The following is a 21,528-nucleotide window of genomic DNA, read 5'->3' as shown; positions in this document are numbered from 1 at the left end:
ATGGCCGCTCCCCTCCCTTTCCACCGGGGCGGGGCGGGCATAGAATTTGCCGCAACTCTATGAGGTGAGGCGATTATGATCCGGCATTACGCGATGATTTCAGGCATTCTGGCGACCGCTGGCATGGGGGCGCCGGCCTTTGCGTCTGGCCCGGCTGAATCCCTGCGTCCCGCGCCGCGGGCGCCGCAGGCGGTGCTGGCCTCCGTGACACCAGCGCCGCAGGAACCCGCGGCAGAGATCAGTGGTGACGATGCCGGACTGCGCGTTTGGGTGAAAGAGTTTCGCCCGCGCGCCCTGCAACAGGGCATCGACCCGGATGTCTTTGACCGCGCGCTGGATACGGTCAGCTACGATGCGGAGGTGATCCGCCGCGACCGCAACCAGTCGGAATTCACCAAAACGATTTGGGATTACCTCGACACCGCTACCTCGGACCTACGGGTGCAGAACGGGCAGAAGGCGCTCGCGCAATGGCAGCGCACGCTGGAAGAAATCGAAGCGGAATATGGGGTCGAGAAAGAGATCGTCACCGCGATCTGGGGGCTGGAGAGCGCCTATGGCAGCTTCCGGGGCGGGGATCGGGTGTTGGATTCACTGGCCACCCTTGCCTATGACGCGCGGCGGGCGGAATTTTTCGAAGGCGAATTGCTCGACGCTCTGCGCATCCTACAGGCGGGCGATACCGATGCCGAACAGTTGCGCGGCTCTTGGGCGGGCGCGATGGGGCATACGCAGTTCATGCCCTCGTCCTTTCACGCCCATGCGGTCGATTGGGATGGCGACGGACGGCGCGACATCTGGGGGGATAACCCCAGCGATGCGCTGGCCTCTACCGCCGCCTATCTCAAGCATTTCGGCTGGACCGAGGGGCAGCCTTGGGGTGTCGAAGTGGCCTTGCCGGAAGGGTTCGACTATCTGCTGGCCGACCGCGCGGTGACCAAGACCGCGGCGGAATGGGCCGACCTTGGCGTCACCGCGCTCGAAGGTGGGGCGGTGCCGGATCATGGGCCCGCGTCGATCTTGCTGCCTGCGGGCGCAGAGGGGGCCGCCTTTATGATCTTCCCCAATTTCGCGGTGATCGAACGCTATAACACGGCGGATGCCTATGTCATTGGTGTGGGCCATCTGGCCGACCGTATCGGCGGGGCGGGGGAGATACAGCAAGAGTGGCCGCGCGAAGACCGCGCGCTGAGCTTTGATGAGCGGATCGAATTGCAGACCCTGCTGACCGACGCGGGCTTTGACACGCAAAAGATCGACGCCAAGATCGGTCCGCTGACCGTCAATGCCGTGCGCAGCTATCAAAAGGCCAAGGGGATCGCGCCGGACGGCTATGCCTCGCCCCGTCTGCTGGCCCGACTGCGCAAAGAGTGAGGGGTCGCCCCCGGTTGGGGGCAGCCCGATGTTTTAGGACGCGGCCTTGAGCATGTCCTTGTCTTTCAGATCGGCATAGGTCGCATCGAGCGCCTTGGTTGCCCGTTCGGCGAAGATCTTGATCTCTTCCGGGGTGATGACCAGCGGCGGAGAGATGATCATCCGGTCGCCGACATGGCGCATCACCAGATTGTTGGCAAAGCAATGTTCGCGGCAAATGTATCCGGCAGTGCCGCTATCGGCAAATTTCGCGCGGCTTTCCTTATGCGGTGTCAGCGGGAGGGAGGCCATCAGGCCCGATACGTTCACCCCGCCCACCAGCGGATGCTCACCCAGCTTGTCCAACGCCTCTTTCAGCGCGGGGGCGGCGACGTTTTGCACATGCTCGACGATGTTCTCTTCCTGCATGATCCGCAGGTTTTCCAGTGCCACGGCGGCGCAGACTGGATGGCCAGAGTAGGTGTAGCCGTGGTTGAACTCGCAGGCGTTGATGACCTCGGCCACCTCGTCACAGACAATCGACCCGCCGATGGGCGCGTAGCCCGAGCTCAGCCCCTTGGCGATGGTCATGATATGCGGCTTGATGCCCATGGTTTGCGAGCCGAACCAATTGCCTGTCCGACCAAAGCCGCAGATCACCTCGTCGGCGATCAGCAGAATGTTGTGTTTGTCGCAAATGCGCTGAATCTCGGGCCAATAGGTGCTGGGCGGCACGACGACCCCGCCCGCGCCCTGAACCGGTTCGGCGATGAAGGCGGCGACCTTGTCTGCGCCCAGCTCATTAATCTTCGCTTCCAGCTCCTGCGCGCGTTTCAGGCCGAAGTCTTCGGGCGACATATCCCCACCTTCGGCATACCAATCGGGCTGACCGATGTGATGGATGCCGGGGATCGGCAGGCCACCTTGTTCATGCATATAGGTCATGCCGCCCAGACTGGCCGAACCGACCGAAGAGCCGTGATAGGCGTTCTTGCGGCTGATGACATGGCTCTTCTCGGGCTTGCCCTTTTGCGCCCAATAGGTGCGGACCATGCGCAGGTTGGTGTCATTCGCCTCTGACCCCGACCCGGCGAAGAAGACGTGGTTCAGATCACCGGGGGCCAGATCGGCCAGTTCCTTGGCCAGCGCGATGGCGGGCACATGGGTCGTCTGGAAGAACGTGTTGTAATAGGGCAGTTCGTTCATCTGCCGCGCGGCGACCTTGCCCATCTCTTCGCGGCCATAGCCAAGGTTCACGCACCACAGCCCCGCCATCGCATCGAGAATCTCATTCCCTTCGCTGTCGGTCAGGTAGATGCCCTTGGCCCTTGTGATGATGCGCGCGCCCTTGTCACCCAGTTCATCATTGGTGGTGAAAGGATGCATGTGATGCGCCGCATCCAGCGCCTGAAGGTCTGCGGTGGGGAGGTGATTCGTGATGGGCGGCATGGCTGTGCACCTTCTAGTTGCATGAAAAATGAGCTTAGCCGCAGAATATGATCAAATTATAGTATGTCAATCGAATCAACGCGGAACCGGCAGCCCATCGAGGGCTGCGCGAATTTGGGTCATTCCTTGGGCAACATCGCCCGCCATGACCTCACCCGCCAAAGCGGCGTCTCCCTCGGCAAAGGCCGCCAAAAGCTCGGCGTGTTTGTCGGGCAGATTGCTGGTGCCATAGCGCCCGCAAACCACCCGAAGCGAGGGGCCGAAACGCAGCCAAAGACGGTCCACCGTCGCGGCCATGATCGGCGCTTCGGCAAGGTCGTAAATCATCCGGTGAAAGCTGTAGTTCTGCATCAAATAGCCACCGACATCGCCCCGGTCGATGGCAAGGTTCAGGGCGCTGTCGCAATCTTTCAAAGCGTTCAAACGCTCTTCCGTCATGCGGTTTGCAGCACGTTTCGTCAGTTCCGGCTCCAGCGTTTCCCGCATGAATCCCAGCTCTTCCAGCCCCGCATGGGTCAGTTCCGGCACGGTGACCCGGCGGTTGCCCAAATGGGTCAGCGCCCCTTCGGATATCAGGCGGCGGATGGCCTCGCGCACCGGCGTCATGCCCGCCTCCAAAGCGGTCGTCAGACCTTGGATCGTGACCCCCTGTCCGGGGGCCAGATCGCCGAAGAGAATCATCTTGCGCAGGCGTTCGTAGACATGCTGATGGATCGGTGTCTTGACCGCCGCATCGGCGGCGGGAAGCAATCTCGAATCGGTTTTTTCTGAACCCATGGGAGCGGTCTTTCCGTCTTGTTTTGCCGTGTCTTGCAGCATTTCATCCTGCATGAAAGCATAAACCATCTTGCCCGAAGAGGCAAAACTTGATCAAATTGACGAAAGGTGGGGATCAACCCGACCTGTCTAACGGGAGTATGAAATGAAACATGTGCTACTAAGCAGCGTCGCCGTTGCCACCTTGATGGCAGGTGCCGCCACTGCCGAAACCGTTCGGGTTTACAACTGGTCCGACTATATCGACGAATCCCTGCTGGATAAATTCGAAGAAGAGACCGGCATCGAATTGGTCTATGACGTGTTCGACAGCAACGAAGTGCTGGAGACCAAAATGCTTGCCGGTGGGTCAGGCTATGACGTGGTCGTTCCCTCGGGCACCTTCCTGCAACGTCAGATCGTGGCTGGTGCATTCCAGCCGCTGGACTCCTCTAAACTGCCCAATCTCGAAAACATGTGGGACGTGGTTTCCTCGCGGACCGAACAATATGATCCTGAGAACGCCCATTCCATCAACTATATGTGGGGCACCACCGGGATCGGCGTGAATGTCGGCAAGGTGAAAGAGCTTCTTGGCGACGATGCCCCGATCGACTCTTGGGATCTGGTTTTCGACCCGGCCAATATGGAAAAACTGGCTGACTGCGGCGTACATTTCCTTGACGCCCCGGCAGAGATGATCCCTGCCGCGCTGAACTACATCGGCGAAGACCCCAACAGCCATGACCCCGATGTGATCGCGAAGGCCGAAGAGGTTTTCATGCCGGTCCGCCCCTATATCCAGAAGTTCCATTCTTCGGAATACATTAACGCCTTGGCCAACGGTGACGTCTGCGTCGCGGTGGGCTGGTCGGGCGATATCCTGCAGGCCCGTGACCGCGCGGCTGAAGCCGACAACGGTGTCGAAATCGCCTATAACGCCCCCTCCGAAGGTGCGCAGATGTGGTTTGACCAGATGGCCATCCCGGTCGACGCGCCAAACCCCGAGGGCGCGCATAAGTTCCTGAACTTCATCATGGACGCCGAGAATATGGCCGCCGCGTCGAACTATGTGTACTATGCCAACGGCAACAAAGCCTCGCAAGAGCATCTGGTCGAGGATGTGATCGGCGACCCGGCGATCTACCCCTCTGAGGCGGCGCTGAACAACCTGTTCACCACCACACCCTACCCGCCGAAAGTGCAGCGCGTGGTGACCCGGCTCTGGACCAAGATCAAATCCGGTACCTGATCTGAGACAGGGGGTGCGGCCAGTCCGGTCGCGCCCCTTTTTCTTGCCCCGTGACCCGATCAAAGCCCGAGCAGAGGAACTCTCAACCGTGAGCCCAACCGTCTTCGCCCCTTGGAACAACCCCGACGAAAAACCGCTCATTCGCTTTGAGAATGTGACCAAGAAATTTGGTGAATTCGTCGCCATCGACGATCTGTCGTTGGACATCTACGCACAGGAATTCTTTGCTCTGCTTGGGCCTTCGGGCTGTGGCAAGACGACGATGATGCGCATGTTGGCGGGGTTCGAAAGCCCGACCACCGGACGCATCGAATTGGCCGGGCAAGACATCGCCCCAGTGCCGCCGAACAAACGCGCGGTGAATATGATGTTCCAATCCTACGCGCTCTTCCCGCATCTGAGCATCTGGGACAACATCGCCTTCGGCCTGCGCCGCGACAAGATGGACAAGGATGCCATCGCCGCCCGCGTGGCCGAGATGCTTAAGCTCACCCGGCTTGAGAAATTCGCCCGCCGCAAACCGCATCAGATTTCCGGCGGTCAACGGCAGCGCGTCGCGCTGGCGCGGTCACTGGCCAAAGCGCCGAAGCTTCTGCTGCTTGATGAACCCTTGGGCGCGCTCGACAAGAAGCTGCGGCAAGATACCCAGTTCGAGTTGATGGACATTCAAGAATCCACCGGCACCACCTTTGTCATCGTGACCCACGACCAAGAAGAGGCGATGACCGTCGCCTCCCGCGTCGCGGTGATGGACGAGGGGCGCGTGATTCAGGTGGCCACCCCGGCCGAGATCTATGAGGCGCCGAATTCCGTCTATGTGGCCGACTTCATCGGTGACGTGAACATCATCGAAGCCAGCACCAAGGCCATCGGCCAAGATCAATACCACCTGAACTGGATCGAGGGGCAGCCGCCGCTGACCGCCACCTCTGCCGCGCCGTTCAGCGAGGGGCAGCAGGCCCATCTGGCGATCCGGCCCGAGAAGATCCGCATCTCGACCGAGCGGCCCGAGGATGCGCCCAATGCGCTTCAGGGCAAAGTGCTCGACATCGCCTATCTTGGGAACCTCTCCACCTATCACGTCGAACTGCCCGGCGGGCAGGTGATCAAGGCGCAGACGGCCAACACCCGCCGCATCGCGCGCCGTGACATCACATGGGAAGACCCGGTCTGGATTTCATGGAGCGCCACCGCAGGCGTTTTGTTGGCGCAATGAACATGCGTCGCTTCGCCCTGATCGCGGTCCCGTACCTCTGGCTGTTGGCGCTGTTTTTGGTGCCCTTCCTGATCGTTTTCAAAATCTCCCTCTCCGATACGGCGCTGGCGATCCCGCCCTATACGCCGACCATGAAGGACGGCATCAGCGCCCTGATCGCCCAGTTGGATTTTGAGAATTTCACCTTCCTCGCCTCCGACGATCTTTATTGGAAAGCCTACCTTAGCTCGCTGCGCATCGCCGTGATATCGACCGCGCTGACGCTCTTGGTCGGCTATCCTATCGCCTACGGCATGGCCCGCGCCCCCGAAGAGTGGCGCGCCACCCTGATGATGTTGGTGATCTTGCCGTTCTGGACCTCCTTCCTGATCCGCGTCTATGCGTGGATGGGCATCCTCAGCAACGAAGGGCTGCTGAACCAACTTTTGATGGGGTTGGGTTTAACGGCAGAGCCTTTACAGATCCTTAATACCAATACGGCAGTCTACATCGGCATCGTCTATACCTACCTGCCGTTCATGATCCTGCCGATCTATGCCGCGCTGGACCGTCTGGATGAATCCCTGAACGAGGCGGCGGAGGATCTTGGCTGCTCGCGTTTGCAAGCCTTCTGGCTGGTGACGATCCCGCTGTCGCGCAATGGCATCGTGGCGGGCAGTTTCCTTGTCTTCATCCCCGCCTTGGGTGAATTCGTGATCCCCTCGCTCTTGGGCGGGTCGGGCACGCTGATGATCGGCAAAGTTCTGTGGGAAGAGTTCTTCAACAACCGCGATTGGCCGGTGGCGAGTGCGGTGGCGGTGATCCTGCTGCTGATCCTGATCATCCCGATCATCCTCTTCCAGCGCAACCAGCAGAAACAGGCGGAGGCCGAACAATGAAGCGGATGACATGGTTCAACGTGACCTCGCTCACCTTGGGGTTCGCCTTTCTCTACCTCCCGATGATCATTCTGGTGATCTACAGTTTCAATGCCTCGAAACTGGTGACGGTCTGGGCCGGATTCTCGACCCGCTGGTATGGCGAGCTGTTGCAGAACGAGGCCTTCCTGAGCGCCGCCTGGGTCACCCTGAAGGTCGCGGTGATCTCATCCTCCATCGCCACGGTGCTGGGCACGATGGCGGCCTATGTGCTGGTGCGCGGCGGGCGGTTCATGGGGCGGACGTTGTTCTCCGGCATGATCTACGCGCCGCTGGTGATGCCCGAGGTGATAACCGGCCTGTCGCTCCTGCTGCTTTTCATTGGCATCGGTCTCGACCGGGGCGTGCTGACCATCGTGCTGGCGCATACGACCTTTGCGATGTGCTATGTCTCGGTCGTCGTCTCCTCGCGGCTGGTGACCTTCGATCGCTCGCTGGAGGAAGCCGCGCTCGATCTCGGGTCTTCCCCGTGGGAAGCCTTCCGCCTCGTGACCCTGCCGATCATCGCGCCTGCGGTGATCTCGGGCTGGCTGCTGGCCTTTACGCTCAGCCTCGATGATCTGGTCATTGCCTCCTTCACCGCCGGGCCATCGGCCACGACGCTGCCGATCAAGATCTTCAGCGCCGTGCGTTTGGGCGTCTCGCCCGAGATCAACGCGCTGTCGACGATCATGATCGCCATCGTGACCGTGGGGGTCATCACCGCCTCGCTGGTCAGCAAACGCTCAAGCCTGCGGGCACAGGAGGAGGCCCGCGCGGCGGAACGGCCCGCCGCATGAAGCGCATCTACGCAGATTTCGCCTATTCCGAAGCGCCGCGTGCAGGCTGCTGGTGGGATCAGACCCAAGGCGCGCCGGAGCGTGCGGCACTGCAAGGCGACGCGCAGGCCGATGTGGTGATCATCGGCGGCGGTTTCACCGGCCTTAACGCCGCGCTGCATCTGGCGCAGGCCGGGGTCGGGGCCACTGTGCTGGAGGCCGAGCGTGTGGGTTTCGGCGCATCGGGCCGCAACGGGGGCTTTTGCTGCTTGGGCGGCGGGATGCTGGATGACGCGACGCTCGACCGGCAATTCGGGCGGGCAGAGCGGCTTGGCTGGCGGCAGGCCGAGGTGGCGGCGATCCGACAGGTGGAGGATTTCATCGCCACCCGCGGCATCAATGTCGACCGGCATTCCCAAGGGGAAACTCAGCTTGCCCATCGCCCGCGTGATTTCGAACAGATGCGCGGCAGGCTGGCTTACTATGCGGAGAATTACGGCGTCACGGCGCGGCTGACCGAAAAGGCCGATCTGGCCGCCGAGGGGCTGAACGCAGGGTTCGAGGGCGCGATTACCGTGCCGATCGGCTTTGGGCTCAACCCCCGCAAATATGTGACCGCCCTCGCGCAGGCCGCAGAAGAGGCGGGGGCCGCGATCTATCACAACAGCCCGGCCTGCGGGGTGACGGGGCGCGAGGGCGCGTTCGAGGTCACGACGCCTCGGGGCCGCATTCGGGCCGAGCGGGTGATCATCGCCACCAACGGCTATTCCTCCGAAGACCTGCCGCCATGGTTGGCCGCGCGTTACATGCCGACACAGTCCAGCGTGATCGTGACCCGCCCGATGACCGAGGCAGAGCTTTCCGCCCAAGGCTGGACCAGTCAACAGGCCTGCTATGACAGCCGCCGTCTGCTGCATTACTTCCGGCTGATGCCCGACAATCGCATGTTGTTCGGCGTGCGCGGCGGGCTGATGTCCAACCCCAGTTCCGAGCGGCGCGCGCTGACCCGGGCCCGGGCGGATTTCGAGGCGATGTTCCCCGCGTGGCGCCATGTCGAAACGCCGCATGGCTGGTCCGGCATGGTCTGTATCGCACGCAACCGCATGCCCTTCGTCGGGCCGGTGCCGGATCAGCCGGGGATGTTCGCGGGGCTGTGCTACCATGGCAATGGCGTGGCGATGGGCAGCTATTCCGGAGCGCTCTTGGCCGATTTGGTTCGCGGCATATCGCCTGAGCGGCCCTATCCCGCCCCCATGCGCACCCCGCTTGCGCGGTTCGAATTGGGCCGCTTTCGCCGGGCGGTCATGCCCTTTGCCTATGCGGGCTTCGCGCTGTCGGATCGCTGAGGGCGGCGGTCAGCCCTCTTCCCGCGCCGCGCGTTCCTTGGCCAGCGTCATCTGGCGCTGGCGTTCGCGGAACCGTTCCTTATCCTCTGCCGAAGTCTCATCCACACATTGATGACAGGACACCCCGGCCTCATAGGCAGGGTGCTGCCTGTCCTCGGGCAGGATCGGGCGGCGGCAGCCGTGGCAGAGCATATGCGGCCCCTCGCGCAGCCCATGGCCGACGCTGACGCGGTTGTCGAAGACGAAACAGTCGCCTTCCCATGTGCTTTCCTGTTCGGGCACCTCTTCGAGGTATTTCAGGATGCCGCCTTTGAGGTGGAACACATCCTCGACCCCCTGACCGATCAGATAGTTGGTCGATTTCTCGCACCGGATGCCGCCGGTGCAGAACATCGCGATTTTCTTGTTGTGGAAGCGGTCTTTGTTCGCCTCCCACCACGCGGGAAATTCACCGAAGCTCTCGGTCTCGGGGTCGACTGCGCCTTCGAAGGTGCCAATCGCCACTTCGTAGCTGTTGCGCGTGTCGATCACCGCCACATCGGGGGAGCGGATCAGCGCATTCCAATCCTTCGGGTCGACGTAATGGCCCACCTTGGCGCGCGGGTCGACATCGGGCTGGCCCATCGTCACGATCTCGCGCTTGATGCGCACCTTCATCTTGCCGAAGGGCGGCTTGTCGCTGGTGGCTTCTTTCCACTCCAGATCGGCGCAGCCGGGCAGGGCGCGCAGATGGGCGATCACCGCGTCGATCCCGGCGCGCGGCCCCGCGATGGTGCCGTTCACCCCTTCGGGGGCCAGCAGAAGCGTGCCCATGACCGATTGCGCCTCGCAAAGCGCCAAAAGCGCGGGTTTGAGCGCGGCGGGATCGTCGAAGCGGGTGAAGTGATATAGCGCGGCGATTGTATACATGAGCGTCAAATAAGCGCTTCGGCGGCAAAGCTCAATCCGGCGCGTGCCATTGACCTACCCCATCCGCAGCCCTACCCCTTTGGTTAAGGAGAATGCCCATGACCCATGCCCTGATCGTGATCGACGTTCAAAATGATTTCTGTCCCGGCGGCGCGCTGGAAGTGCCGCAGGGCGATGAGGTTCTGCGCGGCATCAATGCGCTGATGCCCGACTTCGACGCGGTGATCCTGACGCAGGATTGGCACCCGGCGGGGCATTCGTCTTTCGCCTCATCGCATAAGAACAACGGGCCTTACGAGGTCATCACCATGCCCTACGGCCCGCAGGTGTTGTGGCCCGATCACTGCATCCAAGGCAGCATCGGCGCGCAGTTCCACCCCGAGTTGCAAACCGACCGTGCCGATCTGATCATCCGCAAGGGCTATAACCCCGAGATCGACAGCTATTCGGCGTTTTTCGAGAATGACCACCGCACCCCCACGGGGCTCGAAGGCTACCTGCGCACGCGCGGGATCGAGCGGCTGACCATGGTAGGGCTGGCGCTGGATTTCTGCGTGAACTTCTCGGCGGTGGACGCGGCCAAGCTGGGGTTCAAGGTCGACGTGCGCGAAGACCTGTGCCGCGCGATTGATCTGGACGGATCGCTTGCCAAGGCCCGCGAAGGCATGCGCGCAGCGGGGGTGACGCTGGCCTGATCCGCCGCTTTTATCTTGCCCATCTGTTCGCCCCCTTGGCATGAAGGGGCATCCAATAAGGAACGTCCCCATGGTCGACATCGCCACCCGCGTCTATAACCACAAGTGGAAAATCGACCCCATCGTGCGGTCACTGATCGACACGGATTTCTACAAGCTCTTGATGTGCCAGTCGGTGTTCCGCAACAAGCCGGACACGCAGGTCACCTTTAGCCTGATCAACCGCTCCACCCATATCCCGCTGGCCAAGCTGATCGACGAGGGGGAGTTGCGCGAGCAACTCGACCACATCCGCTCGCTCAGCCTCAGCCGGGGGGAAAGCACGTGGCTGCGCGGCAATACCTTCTACGGAAAACGCCAGATGTTCCGCCCCGATTTCATGGAGTGGTTCGAGGGGATGCGCCTGCCGCCCTATCATCTGGAGCGGAAGGGCGATCAATATGAGCTGACCTTCGAGGGCAAGTGGCATGAGGTCATGCTTTGGGAGATCCCCGCGCTGGCGGTGCTGATGGAGCTGCGCAGCCGCGCGGCGCTCGACCCGATGGGCAAGTTCGAGCTTCAGGTGCTTTACGCCCGCGCCATGACCCGCGTCTGGGAAAAGATCGAGGCGCTGCGCGAGGTCGACAACCTTTCCATCGCGGATTTCGGCACCCGGCGGCGGCATTCCTACCTCTGGCAGGATTGGTGCGTGCAGGCGATGCATGAGGGGCTGGGCGACGCCTTTACCGGCACCTCCAACTGTCGCATCGCCATGATGCGCGAGCTTGAGGCGATTGGCACCAATGCCCATGAGTTGCCCATGGTCTATGCCGCTTTGGCCGAGGATGACGGCGCCCTTGCGCGCGCGCCCTATGACGTGCTGTCGGATTGGCATGATGAGCATGAGGGCAATCTGCGGATTATCCTACCCGATACCTACGGCACGAAGGGGTTTCTGGATCACGCGCCGGATTGGCTGGCGGGCTGGACCGGCATCCGGGTCGACAGCGGCGATCCGGCCACGGCGGCGCAGACGGCCATCGACTGGTGGCGCGCGCGCGGCGAGGATCCGACGACCAAGCGGGTGATCTTCAGCGATGGGCTGGACGTGGACAAGATCAAGGAACTGCACGCCCAGTTCGCGGGCAAGGCAAAGGTCTCTTTCGGTTGGGGGACGCTGCTGACCAATGACTTCCGCGGGCTGGTGCCGAATGATGCGCTGGCGCCCTTCAGTCTGGTCTGCAAAGCGGTGAGTGCAAATGGGCGGCCCACGGTCAAACTCTCGGACAACCCGAACAAGGCGATGGGTCCGGCGGATGAGATCGCGCGTTACAAGCGTGTTTTCGGGGTCGGAGAGCAGGCCGCGCAGCAGGTGATCGTCTGACGGTCAGTCTTTGCCAAGGGCGGCCACGGGGAACTCCGCCGTGGCGATCAACCCTTCGGGCTGCCAATCGTAGTGCAGGGTGCCGCCGACCGCGCGGGTCAAGGACTGGATGATCCGCGAGCCGCTGTTGCGCGGAGATTTGATGACCTCCGGCCCACCTGTTTCGCGCCAGACAAACCGCAGGCGCGCAGGCTCCTGCAGGATAGTGATATCCAACGATACCCGCCCGGCGCTGGAACTCAGCGAGCCGTGTTTCACCGCATTCGTTGCCAACTCATGCAAGGCCAGCGTCAGGGGCGAGACGAGGCGATGCGAGATCAGCGGGTTTGCCCCGGTGAGGTTGATCTGATCCTCGGTGGCCGAGGTATAGGCCCGCATGATCGGCCCCATCAGCGTCTCGAAATCCACCTCATGCTGGTCGCTGCGGCCAATCGTGTCGAAATGCGCCGCGCCCAAGGCGGCCAGCCGCTCGATCACCTTGTCGGCAAAGGCCGCGGGGCTCGGCTCTTCGCGGGCGGTCATGCGGACCATGGCGGTCATGACGTTGACGATATTGCGCAGCCGGTGCAGCAATTCGTCATCGGCCAATTGCCGGTGCTCCCGCTCGACCCGGCGGCGTTCGGAAACGTCGAGCTGCGAGCCGAAGAAATAGATCAGATTGCCGTCTTCGTTGTTGATCGGCCCCAGTTGCAGGGCGTTCAGGAAACGGCTGCCATCCTTGCGGTAGTTCACGATCTCGACCGTATCGACCCGGCGGGCCAGGAGGATCTCGCGCACCGCATCGACGCTCTCGGGCGTGGTTTCAGGGCCTTGCAAGAAGCGGCAGTTCTGGCCCACGATCTCGTCCAGCGCATAGCCGGTCAGATCGGTGAAAGCGTCATTCACATAGACGATGGGGTTGTCCGGCTGGGTCGGGTCGGTGATACACAGCGGCAGACGGGCATAGCGCACGACCTTGCCTAGAACGTCATCGGTCAGGGTCTGTCGAGCGGCCGAGACCGGATTGTCGTTCATGAATTGCCGCCCTTCGATCGAAACTAGCCGTCAATGTGCCTTGCGCGTGGCGTTTGGGTCAACCCGCATACTGGGGTTTGGGTTAGATTTATACACTAAATGCTGTGTGAGCCATAAGGTTTCGCGAGGTTCGATAAATGCGGCTTGTCAGGAAGGGTCGAAAATGCGTAATTGAGGGCGCTTGGTGTCCCGAAAAGCGCCTGTTGGTGTGGGACCGAAAAGGGAATTCAGTAAGGGGTCGCCAGACCCCGAAGCCGAAGCCGCCCCCGCGACTGTAAGCGGTAAGCCAATGCCCCTCGTGCCACTTGTCCATTCGGGCGGGGAAGGCGGGCAAAGGCCACGACCCGCGAGCCAGGAGACCTGCCAGGCAAATGAAACGCTAGATGCCGTCGGGTGTGACGGTAAGGAGATTGAATATGACGACGATGATTAAGACCGCCGGTGCCACGCGCAGCAAACTCGTACCGGCGCTGTTTGCCGCCGTATTGGGTGTGGCTCTGATGGCGCTGACCGGCCATGTGCAGGCCGCAGCACTGCATGATGCCGCCCATGACGTGCGCCACGCGACAGGCTTTCCCTGCCACTAAGCGCCGCGTTCGGTATCACAGGGGTCCGGGCTGCCATGCCGCAGTCCGGCTGTCTGTGATTCTGGCTTTCTTTCCATGCCCGCCTCTTGCCGTTTCGTCTGCGTCTGCCCTTCACCGTGTGGGCAGGGCTTTGGCGCATCCTAAGGCTGGCTGATGGCTCGGCCCGCTATTGGCGCGGCGCCGGGTGTTATTTCGCATCCAAGGATCATTGCGATGTTTTCACGTTTTCTGACTTCCGCCCTGTTCGCCGGGGCCTCTGCCGGCTTGTTGACCGGTTTGCTGCAACTCTATTTCGTGCAGCCCGTACTGCTTCATGCCGAGCTTTATGAGACCGGCGCGCTGGTGCATTTCGGGGCCGACCCCGTCAGCGCACATCCCGATTTGCCCGGTTTCGATGCCGTCCGCGATGGGCTGAGCCTGATTTTCACCATGTTGACCTATACCGCCTATGCGCTGATCCTTTTGGCCGCGATGAGCTTTGGCGAAGAGCGCGGCGCGGTGATCGATGGCCGCTGGGGCATCCTTTGGGGCGTTGCGGGCTTCGTCGCTTTCCACCTCGCGCCGGGGTTCAGCCTTGCGCCGGAAGTACCCGGTGTCGCCGCCGCAGACATCACCGCGCGGCAGATCTGGTGGTTCGCCACCGCTGGGGCGGCGCTGGTGGCGCTCTGGCTGCTGGCCTTTGGCAAGGGGTGGGGCGCATGGATCGGGGCGGCGGTTCTGCTGATGGCTCCGCATGTCATCGGCGCACCCGAGCCCGACAGCTTCAGCGGCCCGGTGCCGACCGAGATCGGCGCGCTTTTCGCTGCCCGTGCGCTTGGCATCGGCCTTGCAGCCTGGGTTCTGCTGGGCAGTTTCGCCGGGTTCTTTTGGCAACGTGAAGGCGCGCAGAGCGCCTGAGGGAGGTCGAAATGGACAGATCGCTGGCGCTATTCGCCATTGGATTGGTCTTTGGCGGTGGCATCGGTTTTGCCATCGCCGCAAGCAACGGGGTGACCTTCGACGGCCATGATCACGGCGACCCTGCCGCCCATGGCGGCGGCGGGCATGCGGCCATGGATCACGGTGGCGCGGATCACGCGCGCATGCATGGCCAGCCCATCGCGCTGGCCGCCGAAGAGGTCCCCAGCCTTGCCATCCGCGTCACCCCCGACCCGATGTCGGGCCATAACCTTTTTGTCGAGACCGAAGGCTTCGCCTTTGCCCCCCAGAACGCCAGCGGCGAAAATCAACCGGGCGAGGGCCATGCCCATGTCTATGTCAACGGTGCCAAGATCGGGCGGCTTTACGGCCCATGGTTGCATCTGGCCAATCTGCCCAAGGGTGAGGTCACGGTAGAGGTCACACTTAACGCCAATGATCACCGCCCCTTGGCGGTGAACGGTGCGCCGATTACGGCCCGCGAGGTGCTGACGGTTGAATAATCGCCCCGCCTCCCCTTTTCATGGCGGGCCGGAGCGCATACCCGGCACGCATAAACCCGATGGAACAAGATCAATGAGCGCAACCCTACATGTCTGCATGACCTGCCGCGCCGGCGAAGTGCTGGAGGAAGACGCCCCGCGCCCCGGCGCGCAGCTTCATGCCGCCCTCGACGCCGCAGGCGCGCCCGAGGGCGTGACCATCGTGCCGGTGCAATGTCTTTCCGCCTGTTCGCAGGGGGCCGCCGTGGCACTGTCTGCGCCGGGCAAATGGTCCTATGTCTATGGCCGCTTGACCAAGGAAGACGCCACCGACATCCTTGCCGGAGCCGCCGCCTATGCCGCCACCCAAGACGGGCTGGTGCCATGGCGCGAACGCCCGGTCATCTTTCGCAAGCAAAGCATTGCGCGTATCCCCCCTTTGACCCTGCCGCAGGAGCCTACCGTATGAGCGATCTCGCCAAAATCCCCGTTACCGTCATCACCGGCTTTCTCGGCGCGGGCAAGACCACGTTGATCCGCCACCTTATGACCAATGCAGGCGGGCGCCGCCTTGCCGTTCTGGTCAATGAGTTCGGCACCGTGGGGGTGGATGGGGACATCCTGAAATCCTGCGCCATCGACGACTGCCCGGCGGAGAATATCGTCGAGCTGGCGAATGGCTGCATTTGCTGCACCGTAGCCGATGATTTCATCCCCACCATCGAAGCGCTGATGGCGCTGCCCACCCGCCCCGATCACATCCTGATCGAAACTTCCGGTCTGGCCCTGCCGAAACCGCTGCTCAAAGCCTTCGACTGGCCCGCGATCCGGTCCAAGATCACCGTCGACGGCGTCATTGCGCTGGCCGATGCCGAAGCCGTGACGGCGGGCACTTTCGCCGCCGATGTCGCCGCCGTGGATGCGCAGCGTCTGGCCGACGACAGCCTTGACCACGAAACACCGCTCTCCGAAGTGTTCGAAGATCAGATTTCCTGCGCCGATATCGTGCTGATGTCCAAAGCCGATCTGGCCGGTCCCGATGGCCTCGCCAAGGCCCGCAAGGTGATCGAAGCGGAAAGCCCGCGTGAGATTCCGATTCTTGAGATGACCGAGGGCGTGATCGACCCCAAGGTCGTGCTGGGCCTCAACGCCGCCGCCGAAGACGACCTTGCCGCGCGCCCCTCGCACCATGACGGCCACGACGATCACGAGCATGACGATTTCGAAACCGTGGTGATCCCGATGCCGGAAGTCTCGGATGTCGATGCGCTTGTGGCCTCGATCGAGCGGCTCGCGCGCGAACAGAATATCCTGCGCGTGAAGGGCTATGTCGCGGTTGAGGGCAAGCCGATGCGCCTGTTGGTGCAGGCCGTGGGCGCGCGGGTGCGCCAGCAGTTCGACCGCCCTTGGGGCAGCGACACGCGCGCCGGGCATCTGGTGGTGATCGCCGAGCATGACGACATCGACCTTGCCAAAATCCGCGAGACTTTGGGAGCCTGACCGCCCATGCATGTCGTCTTTCGCGAAAGCCACGGGTTGGAGGATACCGACACCCCCTATGATCCGGGTCAAACGCCCGCCGATCTGGTGGTGCTGTCGTTTTCCGACAGTGACCTCGGCGCTTTCGCGGCAGGCTGGCATCGCGGCGGCGGCAGGGAGGGCAAGCTGCCCTCGCTGCGGCTGTGCAACCTTGTGGCGCTGCGGCACCCAGCCTCGGTCGACAACTATATCGAACAGACGCTGACCGGGGCCAAGGGCATTCTGATCCGCCTCATCGGGGGGGAGAATTACTGGCCCTACGGCATCATGCAGGTCCAAGACTTCGCCCGCCGCCATGACATCGCGCTGGCCATCTTGCCCGCCGATGGGCGCGAGGATCCGGGGCTCGATGCGCATTCGACTTTGCCGGTTTCCACGCTGCGCCGTCTTGCGCACCTCTGTGACGCGGGCGGGCCGGTGGCGGCGCAGGCCGCGCTGGCGCAGATGGCGCTGGCGGCGGGATTTTACGCCGGGCCGGTCATGGGCACGAAAACGGTGCCGGATTGCGGCTATTACGACCCCGATCAAGGGGTGCTCCCCCTCGCCGACGCGGCGGGGGAGACCGTCGCGGTTACCTTTTACCGCAGCTATCTTCTGGCTGCCGATACCGCGCCGGTCGATGCGCTGATCCGGGCGTTGCGGGCGGCGGGGCTAAACGCGATCGGGCTTTTCGTGCCCTCGCTCAAATCCGATCCTGCGCGGGGCTTTTTGGGGGACGCGCTCGCTGCGATGAAACCCGTGGCCATCGTCAACGCCACCGCCTTTTCGGGGCGCGGGGATGACGGCACCTCTCCACTCGACGCGCCGGGCTGTCCGGTGTTTCAGGTGGCCCTCTCCACCGCCCGGCGGCGCGACTGGGACGAAAGCGAGCGCGGCCTTTCCCCTGCCGATTTGGCGATGCATGTGGTCCTGCCCGAGGTCGATGGCCGCATCTTTGGCGGCGTCGTCAGCTTTAAGAGCCCCGGAAAGCGCGACCCCGATCTGCAATATTCCCGCTTTGCCCACCGCGCCGAAGAGGCGCGGATCGAGGCTGTCGTCGCCCGTGTGCTGGGCTGGCATCGGCTGGCGCAGACCCCGGCGGCCACGCGCAAGCTGGCGCTGGTGCTCTCGACCTATCCGGGCCGAGACGATCAACTGGCCCATGCGGTCGGCCTTGATGCGCTGGCCAGCGTCGAAGACATGCTGATGCGGCTGGCGGGCGAGGGCTATGGCGTGACCCCGCAGATTGGCTTTGGCCGCAGCCTGACCGAACAGCGCATCCCTTGGCCCCTTGCCGACTATGAGGCGGCGCTGCCCGCTCTGCCGCAGGCGCTGCGCGATGATCTTCGCGACGCGTGGGGCGCGGCGGCGGATGATCCGCTGGTGCAGGATGGCGCTTTTCACTTCGCGGCCCAAACCTGCGGCAACGCGCTGGTCGCGCTGCAACCCGAGCGGGGCGATCTGCAAGACCGCGAAGACAGCTATCATGACCTCGCCCGCACGCCGCGGCATTCCTATGTGGCCTTCTACCTCTGGCTCCGGGCGCAGGGGCATCACGCGCTGGTGCATATCGGCGCGCATGGCACGCTGGAGTGGCTGCCGGGCAAGGCGGTGGCCCTGTCGGATGAGTGCTGGCCCGAGGCGCTGACCGGCGATCTGCCGGTGATCTACCCCTTCATCGTCAACGATCCGGGGGAGGCGGCACAGGCCAAGCGGCGCATCGGGGCGGTGACGCTGGGCCATCTGCCGCCCCCGCTGAAAGACAGTGAAACACCCGATGGGCTGTTGCGGCTGGAGCGGCTGCTGGATGAATATTCCACCGCCGACGGGCTCGACCCCGCGCGCCGTGACCGGCTGGTCGATACGATCAGGGCCGAGGCGCAGGCGGCGGGGGTGGAAGATGACCTTGGCCTCGACGCCGCCAGTTCCTCGGCCGAGGCGCTGACCCGGATCGACGCCTTCGTTTGCGACATCAAGGAAAGCCAATACGGCGATGGTCTGCACGTCTTCGGCGTGGGGGCGGGCGAATGGGACGGGCTGCTGACCGCGCTGGCGGGGCGGCGCGTCACCTCCGGGCCTTCCGGCTCACCCTATCGCGGGCGGTCCGACGTGCTGCCGACGGGGCGCAACCTCTATGCCGTCGATCCGCGTGGGGTGCCCAGCCGGGCCGCCCATGCGCAGGGGGTGAAACTGGCCGAGGAATTGCTCAGGCGGCATCTGCAAGACAATGGCGACTGGCCGCGCGGGCTGGTGATCGACCTTTGGGGCTCGGCCACCATGCGCACGGCGGGCGAAGAGGTCGCCATGGCGATGCATCTCGCCGGACTCGCGCCGAAATGGGATGAAGGCAGTGAGCGGGTGTCGGGCTTCGAGTTGATCCCGCTGACCCTGCTGGACCGCCCGCGCATCGACGTGACCCTGCGCATCTCGGGCCTGTTCCGCGATGTCTTTCCCGGTCTCGCACAGCTCTTCGAAGCCGGGGCGGCGGCGCTGGCCGAGCGCGAAGAAGCGCCGGATATGAACCCCTACCTCACCCGCACCCCCCGTGTCTTTGGCCCCAAGCCGGGCCTTTACGGCGTGAATATGGAAGCGGCCTTGCAAGACTATTCCGATGCCGGTCGCGCCGCGGCGGGAGAGGCGTGGCTGGCGGGGTCGGAATGGGCGATCAACGCCCAAGGCGAGGCGCATCAGGACCGTGCCGCGCTGGAGGCACAGTTGCAGCGCGCCGATGGCTTTGCTCATGTGCAGGACTTGGCCGAAAGCGATATCCTGCTCGCCTCGGACTATGCCAGCCACGAAGGCGGCTTTGCCGCCGCGATGGCGCATCTGGGCGCGCAGAAACCGGCGATGTACCACCTTGACCACACCCGCGCAGGCAGCCCGCGCGCGCGCTCAATGCCCGAAGAGATCGCCCGCGTCGTCCGTGCCCGTGCGGCCAATCCCAATTGGGCCAGCGGCATGATGCGCCACGGTTTCCGCGGCGCGGCAGAGGTGGCGGCGACGCTCGACAACCTTGCTGCCTTTGCGCATCTGACGCGCGAGGTGCCTGCGCATCTCTTCGACCTCTACTTCGAAGCCACGCTTGGGCGCGACGATCTGGTGGCCTTTATGGAGGCTGAGAACCCCGCCGCCCTGCAGGCCATGCGCGACCGTTTCGCGGCGCTGCGCGAGTCCGGCCTCTGGCTGACCCGCCGCAACTCGATCTCGGCCACATTGGACGGGGTGACGTGAGCGCGGCCCCGGCGATCAAGGGCTGGTGCCCCGGCGCGCTGCGCCCGATGCTGTCGGGCGATGGGTTGGTGGTGCGTCTGCGGGTGCCGCAGGGGCGTTTGACCCCGGCCCAAGCGCGCGGCGTGGCAGGGTTGGCCACGCGCTATGGCAACGGTATGCTCGACCTGTCGAACCGGGGCAATCTGCAACTGCGCGGTGTCGATCCCGCGCGGCATGAAGGGCTGATCGACGCGCTGCGCGCGCTGGCGCTGATCGACGTGGATGAGCGGACGGAGCGGCGGCGCAACATCATGGTCACGCCCTTCTGGCAGGCGGGCGATGATACGGATTTCCTTTGCCAAGCCCTCTCTGCCGCCGCGCGGGCCCATGCGCTGCCGGATGTCTCCGCCAAATTCGGCTATGCGGTCGATGCGGGGCCGCAGCCGGTGTTGCAGGCCGATCCCGCCGACATCCGGTTCGAGCGGTCGGCAGAGGGGCAACTGCTGCTCTGCGTCGAAGGGGCAATGCGGGGCAAGCCTGTGACCCGCGCGTCTGCGGTGGCCGAGGCCATCGCGCTGGCCGAATGGGTGCGCGCGCAGGGGGTGACCCGCGCTGCGCGCGCCACGGCCACGGGGGCGCCGCTTCCCGCCGGTTTTGACTGCCCGCGTCAGACAGGGCGGGGCAGACCTGCCCCCGGCCTCTACCCCTCCGGGGTGCTTGTCGCCTGCGCTTTCGGGCAGATGGAGGCCGAAACGCTGGCCGCACTTGCCGCGCTTGGCCCGCTGCGCCTGACCCCGTGGCGACGGGTGCTGATCGAAGGTGCCCCGCGCCTGCCCGAACTGCCCGGTCTCATCACCGCCGCCGATGACCCGCTGTTGCGCGTGGTTGCCTGTATTGGCGCGCCGGGTTGTGCACAGGGCCGGGGTGAGACGCGCGGGCTGGCGCGCCACCTTGCCGCCATGGTGCCAAAGGGGCAACGTCTGCATGTCTCGGGCTGCGCCAAGGGCTGCGCCGCGCCGCGCGCGACCGACCTTACCCTGACCGCCACCGCGCCAGCGCGCTATGACCTCATCCAAGAGGGCCGCGCCGATGCCCCGCCTGATCTGCGCGGGCTGACCCCCGCCGCCATCGCCTCTCACCTTAGAAAGTCCGCCGATGCCCCATAGCTATATCACCGACGGTGCCGAGATTTACCGCCAGTCCTTTGCCACCATCCGCGCCGAAGCGGCGCTGGCGCGTTTCACCCCGGAGGAAGAGATCGTCGCCGTGCGCTTGATCCACGCCGCGGGCATGGTCGGGCTGGAGGAGCACATCCGCTTTTCTGAAGGCATGGCCGTGGCCGCGCGGGCGGCGCTTGAGGACGGCGCGCCGATCCTCTGCGACGCCTATATGGTCAGCGAAGGCATCACCCGCAAACGCCTGCCGCGCGAGAATGAGGTGATCTGCACACTGCGCGACCCTTCGGTGCCAGCACTGGCCGCGAAAATGAGCAACACCCGCTCTGCTGCGGCGTTGGAACTGTGGCGGCCCCATCTGCAAGGTGCCGTGGTGGCCATCGGCAATGCGCCCACGGCGCTGTTTCACCTGCTCAACATGCTCGAAGACCCCGATTGCCCGCGCCCGGCGGCAATCATCGGCTGCCCGGTGGGCTTCATCGGCGCGGCGGAATCGAAAGAGGCTTTGATGCAGGATCTGCCGGTGCCCTCAATGATTGTGCAGGGGCGTTTGGGCGGCTCGGCGATCACCGTGGCGGCGGTGAACGCCTTGGCCAGCAGGGTGGAATGA

General features: G+C 63.8%; 20 protein-coding genes and 1 riboswitch. Of the genes, 16 read left to right on the top strand and 4 right to left on the bottom strand.

From position 1 onward, the window contains the following. Positions 1-75: 75 nt before the first annotated feature. Complete coding sequence (locus ACGYLC_RS01255) at positions 76-1,374, top strand: lytic murein transglycosylase (protein WP_394421187.1); 1,299 nt, start codon at positions 76-78, stop codon at positions 1,372-1,374. 33 nt (positions 1,375-1,407) lie between these two features. Here ACGYLC_RS01255 and ACGYLC_RS01250 read toward each other — a convergent pair whose 3' ends face one another. Both ACGYLC_RS01250 and ACGYLC_RS01245 read right to left on the bottom strand, forming a co-directional pair. Beyond that, entirely contained in the window at positions 1,408-2,802 is a 1,395-nt protein-coding gene (locus ACGYLC_RS01250; RefSeq protein ID WP_394421185.1) for an aspartate aminotransferase family protein, read from the bottom strand. 75 nt (positions 2,803-2,877) lie between these two features. Further along, positions 2,878-3,579 carry a GntR family transcriptional regulator gene (locus tag ACGYLC_RS01245; RefSeq protein WP_394397983.1) on the bottom strand — a complete coding sequence of 234 codons (702 nt, stop codon included), beginning with the start codon at positions 3,577-3,579 and terminating at the stop codon, positions 2,878-2,880. Between the two features lie 145 nt (positions 3,580-3,724). Here ACGYLC_RS01245 and ACGYLC_RS01240 point away from each other — a divergent pair, with 145 nt between their 5' ends. The 5 genes from ACGYLC_RS01240 to ACGYLC_RS01220 all read left to right on the top strand — a co-directional run bounded on the left by ACGYLC_RS01240 (position 3,725) and on the right by ACGYLC_RS01220 (position 9,047). Beyond that, positions 3,725-4,810, top strand: a complete 1,086-nt coding sequence (locus ACGYLC_RS01240) for a polyamine ABC transporter substrate-binding protein (protein WP_394421184.1) — start codon at positions 3,725-3,727, stop codon at positions 4,808-4,810. A gap of 88 nt (positions 4,811-4,898) precedes the next feature. Continuing rightward, the gene (locus ACGYLC_RS01235; RefSeq protein WP_394421182.1) at positions 4,899-6,026 is read left to right on the top strand and encodes an ABC transporter ATP-binding protein; all 1,128 of its coding nucleotides are present in this window, start codon (positions 4,899-4,901) and stop codon (positions 6,024-6,026) included. Between the two features lie 2 nt (positions 6,027-6,028). Next, positions 6,029-6,904, top strand: a complete 876-nt coding sequence (locus ACGYLC_RS01230; RefSeq protein ID WP_394421181.1) for an ABC transporter permease subunit — start codon at positions 6,029-6,031, stop codon at positions 6,902-6,904. Next, on the top strand, positions 6,901-7,722 hold the full coding sequence (locus ACGYLC_RS01225) for an ABC transporter permease (RefSeq protein ID WP_394397977.1): 822 nt from the start codon (positions 6,901-6,903) through the stop codon (positions 7,720-7,722). The genes ACGYLC_RS01230 and ACGYLC_RS01225 overlap by 4 nt, the downstream gene beginning before the upstream one ends. Beyond that, a complete protein-coding gene (locus ACGYLC_RS01220) occupies positions 7,719-9,047 on the top strand; it encodes an NAD(P)/FAD-dependent oxidoreductase (protein ID WP_394421180.1) in 1,329 nt (442 codons plus the stop codon). The genes ACGYLC_RS01225 and ACGYLC_RS01220 overlap by 4 nt, the downstream gene beginning before the upstream one ends. 9 nt (positions 9,048-9,056) lie before the next feature. Here the strand turns inward: ACGYLC_RS01220 and ACGYLC_RS01215 are convergent, their stop codons facing one another. Then, positions 9,057-9,956: a rhodanese-related sulfurtransferase gene (locus tag ACGYLC_RS01215; protein WP_394421178.1), complete on the bottom strand. Its 900-nt coding sequence runs from the start codon at positions 9,954-9,956 to the stop codon at positions 9,057-9,059. 98 nt (positions 9,957-10,054) lie between these two features. Between ACGYLC_RS01215 and pncA the strand changes: the two genes are divergently transcribed. Both pncA and pncB read left to right on the top strand, forming a co-directional pair. Next, positions 10,055-10,651, top strand: a complete 597-nt coding sequence (pncA, locus tag ACGYLC_RS01210) for a bifunctional nicotinamidase/pyrazinamidase (RefSeq protein WP_394421177.1) — start codon at positions 10,055-10,057, stop codon at positions 10,649-10,651. Positions 10,652-10,721: 70 nt separating this feature from the next. Continuing rightward, a complete protein-coding gene (pncB, locus tag ACGYLC_RS01205; protein ID WP_394421176.1) occupies positions 10,722-12,014 on the top strand; it encodes a nicotinate phosphoribosyltransferase in 1,293 nt (430 codons plus the stop codon). Positions 12,015-12,017: 3 nt separating this feature from the next. Here the strand turns inward: pncB and ACGYLC_RS01200 are convergent, their stop codons facing one another. Beyond that, positions 12,018-13,028 carry a PAS domain-containing protein gene (locus ACGYLC_RS01200; RefSeq protein ID WP_394421174.1) on the bottom strand — a complete coding sequence of 337 codons (1,011 nt, stop codon included), beginning with the start codon at positions 13,026-13,028 and terminating at the stop codon, positions 12,018-12,020. 165 nt (positions 13,029-13,193) lie between these two features. Beyond that, positions 13,194-13,411, top strand: a riboswitch (cobalamin riboswitch). Between the two features lie 33 nt (positions 13,412-13,444). Here ACGYLC_RS01200 and ACGYLC_RS01195 point away from each other — a divergent pair. The 8 genes from ACGYLC_RS01195 (at position 13,445) to ACGYLC_RS01160 (ending at position 21,528) form a co-directional block, all read left to right on the top strand. Then, positions 13,445-13,615 (top strand): CbtB-domain containing protein, encoded by a 171-nt coding sequence (locus ACGYLC_RS01195; protein ID WP_082849519.1) that lies wholly within the window; start codon positions 13,445-13,447, stop codon positions 13,613-13,615. Positions 13,616-13,828: 213 nt separating this feature from the next. Next, entirely contained in the window at positions 13,829-14,512 is a 684-nt protein-coding gene (locus ACGYLC_RS01190; protein ID WP_394397965.1) for a CbtA family protein, read from the top strand. An 11-nt stretch (positions 14,513-14,523) separates the two neighbouring features. Beyond that, positions 14,524-15,036, top strand: coding sequence for a hypothetical protein (locus ACGYLC_RS01185; RefSeq protein WP_394421172.1), 513 nt, complete (start codon positions 14,524-14,526; stop codon positions 15,034-15,036). A gap of 73 nt (positions 15,037-15,109) precedes the next feature. After that, the gene (locus ACGYLC_RS01180; protein ID WP_394397962.1) at positions 15,110-15,484 is read left to right on the top strand and encodes a DUF1636 family protein; all 375 of its coding nucleotides are present in this window, start codon (positions 15,110-15,112) and stop codon (positions 15,482-15,484) included. Beyond that, entirely contained in the window at positions 15,481-16,515 is a 1,035-nt protein-coding gene (gene cobW, locus ACGYLC_RS01175) for a cobalamin biosynthesis protein CobW (protein WP_394421170.1), read from the top strand. The genes ACGYLC_RS01180 and cobW overlap by 4 nt, the downstream gene beginning before the upstream one ends. Before the next feature lie 6 nt (positions 16,516-16,521). Next, a complete protein-coding gene (cobN, locus tag ACGYLC_RS01170) occupies positions 16,522-19,764 on the top strand; it encodes a cobaltochelatase subunit CobN (RefSeq protein WP_394421168.1) in 3,243 nt (1,080 codons plus the stop codon). After that, positions 19,761-20,909, top strand: a complete 1,149-nt coding sequence (cobG, locus tag ACGYLC_RS01165; RefSeq protein ID WP_394421167.1) for a precorrin-3B synthase — start codon at positions 19,761-19,763, stop codon at positions 20,907-20,909. Before cobN ends, cobG begins: the two co-directional genes overlap by 4 nt. Beyond that, a complete protein-coding gene (locus ACGYLC_RS01160) occupies positions 20,899-21,528 on the top strand; it encodes a precorrin-8X methylmutase (RefSeq protein ID WP_394421166.1) in 630 nt (209 codons plus the stop codon). The genes cobG and ACGYLC_RS01160 overlap by 11 nt, the downstream gene beginning before the upstream one ends.

Source organism: Sulfitobacter sp. 1A12157, assembly GCF_043557345.1.
Classification (GTDB): domain Bacteria; phylum Pseudomonadota; class Alphaproteobacteria; order Rhodobacterales; family Rhodobacteraceae; genus Sulfitobacter.
The sequence above is the reverse complement of the archived record's forward strand: the minus strand, read 5'-3'. Positions and strand labels throughout refer to the sequence as shown.

What these genes read in the sequence shown, in the direction of transcription:
- ACGYLC_RS01255 (WP_394421187.1), top strand. Translation starts at nt 76, where the DNA reads ATGATCCGGCATTACGCGATGATTTCAGGCATTCTGGCGACCGCTGGC.
- ACGYLC_RS01250 (WP_394421185.1), bottom strand. Translation starts at nt 2,802, where the DNA reads ATGCCGCCCATCACGAATCACCTCCCCACCGCAGACCTTCAGGCGCTG.
- ACGYLC_RS01245 (WP_394397983.1), bottom strand. Translation starts at nt 3,579, where the DNA reads ATGGGTTCAGAAAAAACCGATTCGAGATTGCTTCCCGCCGCCGATGCG.
- ACGYLC_RS01240 (WP_394421184.1), top strand. Translation starts at nt 3,725, where the DNA reads ATGAAACATGTGCTACTAAGCAGCGTCGCCGTTGCCACCTTGATGGCA.
- ACGYLC_RS01230 (WP_394421181.1), top strand. Translation starts at nt 6,029, where the DNA reads ATGCGTCGCTTCGCCCTGATCGCGGTCCCGTACCTCTGGCTGTTGGCG.
- ACGYLC_RS01225 (WP_394397977.1), top strand. Translation starts at nt 6,901, where the DNA reads ATGAAGCGGATGACATGGTTCAACGTGACCTCGCTCACCTTGGGGTTC.
- ACGYLC_RS01220 (WP_394421180.1), top strand. Translation starts at nt 7,719, where the DNA reads ATGAAGCGCATCTACGCAGATTTCGCCTATTCCGAAGCGCCGCGTGCA.
- ACGYLC_RS01215 (WP_394421178.1), bottom strand. Translation starts at nt 9,956, where the DNA reads ATGTATACAATCGCCGCGCTATATCACTTCACCCGCTTCGACGATCCC.
- pncA (WP_394421177.1), top strand. Translation starts at nt 10,055, where the DNA reads ATGACCCATGCCCTGATCGTGATCGACGTTCAAAATGATTTCTGTCCC.
- pncB (WP_394421176.1), top strand. Translation starts at nt 10,722, where the DNA reads ATGGTCGACATCGCCACCCGCGTCTATAACCACAAGTGGAAAATCGAC.
- ACGYLC_RS01200 (WP_394421174.1), bottom strand. Translation starts at nt 13,028, where the DNA reads ATGAACGACAATCCGGTCTCGGCCGCTCGACAGACCCTGACCGATGAC.
- ACGYLC_RS01195 (WP_082849519.1), top strand. Translation starts at nt 13,445, where the DNA reads ATGACGACGATGATTAAGACCGCCGGTGCCACGCGCAGCAAACTCGTA.
- ACGYLC_RS01190 (WP_394397965.1), top strand. Translation starts at nt 13,829, where the DNA reads ATGTTTTCACGTTTTCTGACTTCCGCCCTGTTCGCCGGGGCCTCTGCC.
- ACGYLC_RS01185 (WP_394421172.1), top strand. Translation starts at nt 14,524, where the DNA reads ATGGACAGATCGCTGGCGCTATTCGCCATTGGATTGGTCTTTGGCGGT.
- ACGYLC_RS01180 (WP_394397962.1), top strand. Translation starts at nt 15,110, where the DNA reads ATGAGCGCAACCCTACATGTCTGCATGACCTGCCGCGCCGGCGAAGTG.
- cobW (WP_394421170.1), top strand. Translation starts at nt 15,481, where the DNA reads ATGAGCGATCTCGCCAAAATCCCCGTTACCGTCATCACCGGCTTTCTC.
- cobN (WP_394421168.1), top strand. Translation starts at nt 16,522, where the DNA reads ATGCATGTCGTCTTTCGCGAAAGCCACGGGTTGGAGGATACCGACACC.
- ACGYLC_RS01160 (WP_394421166.1), top strand. Translation starts at nt 20,899, where the DNA reads ATGCCCCATAGCTATATCACCGACGGTGCCGAGATTTACCGCCAGTCC.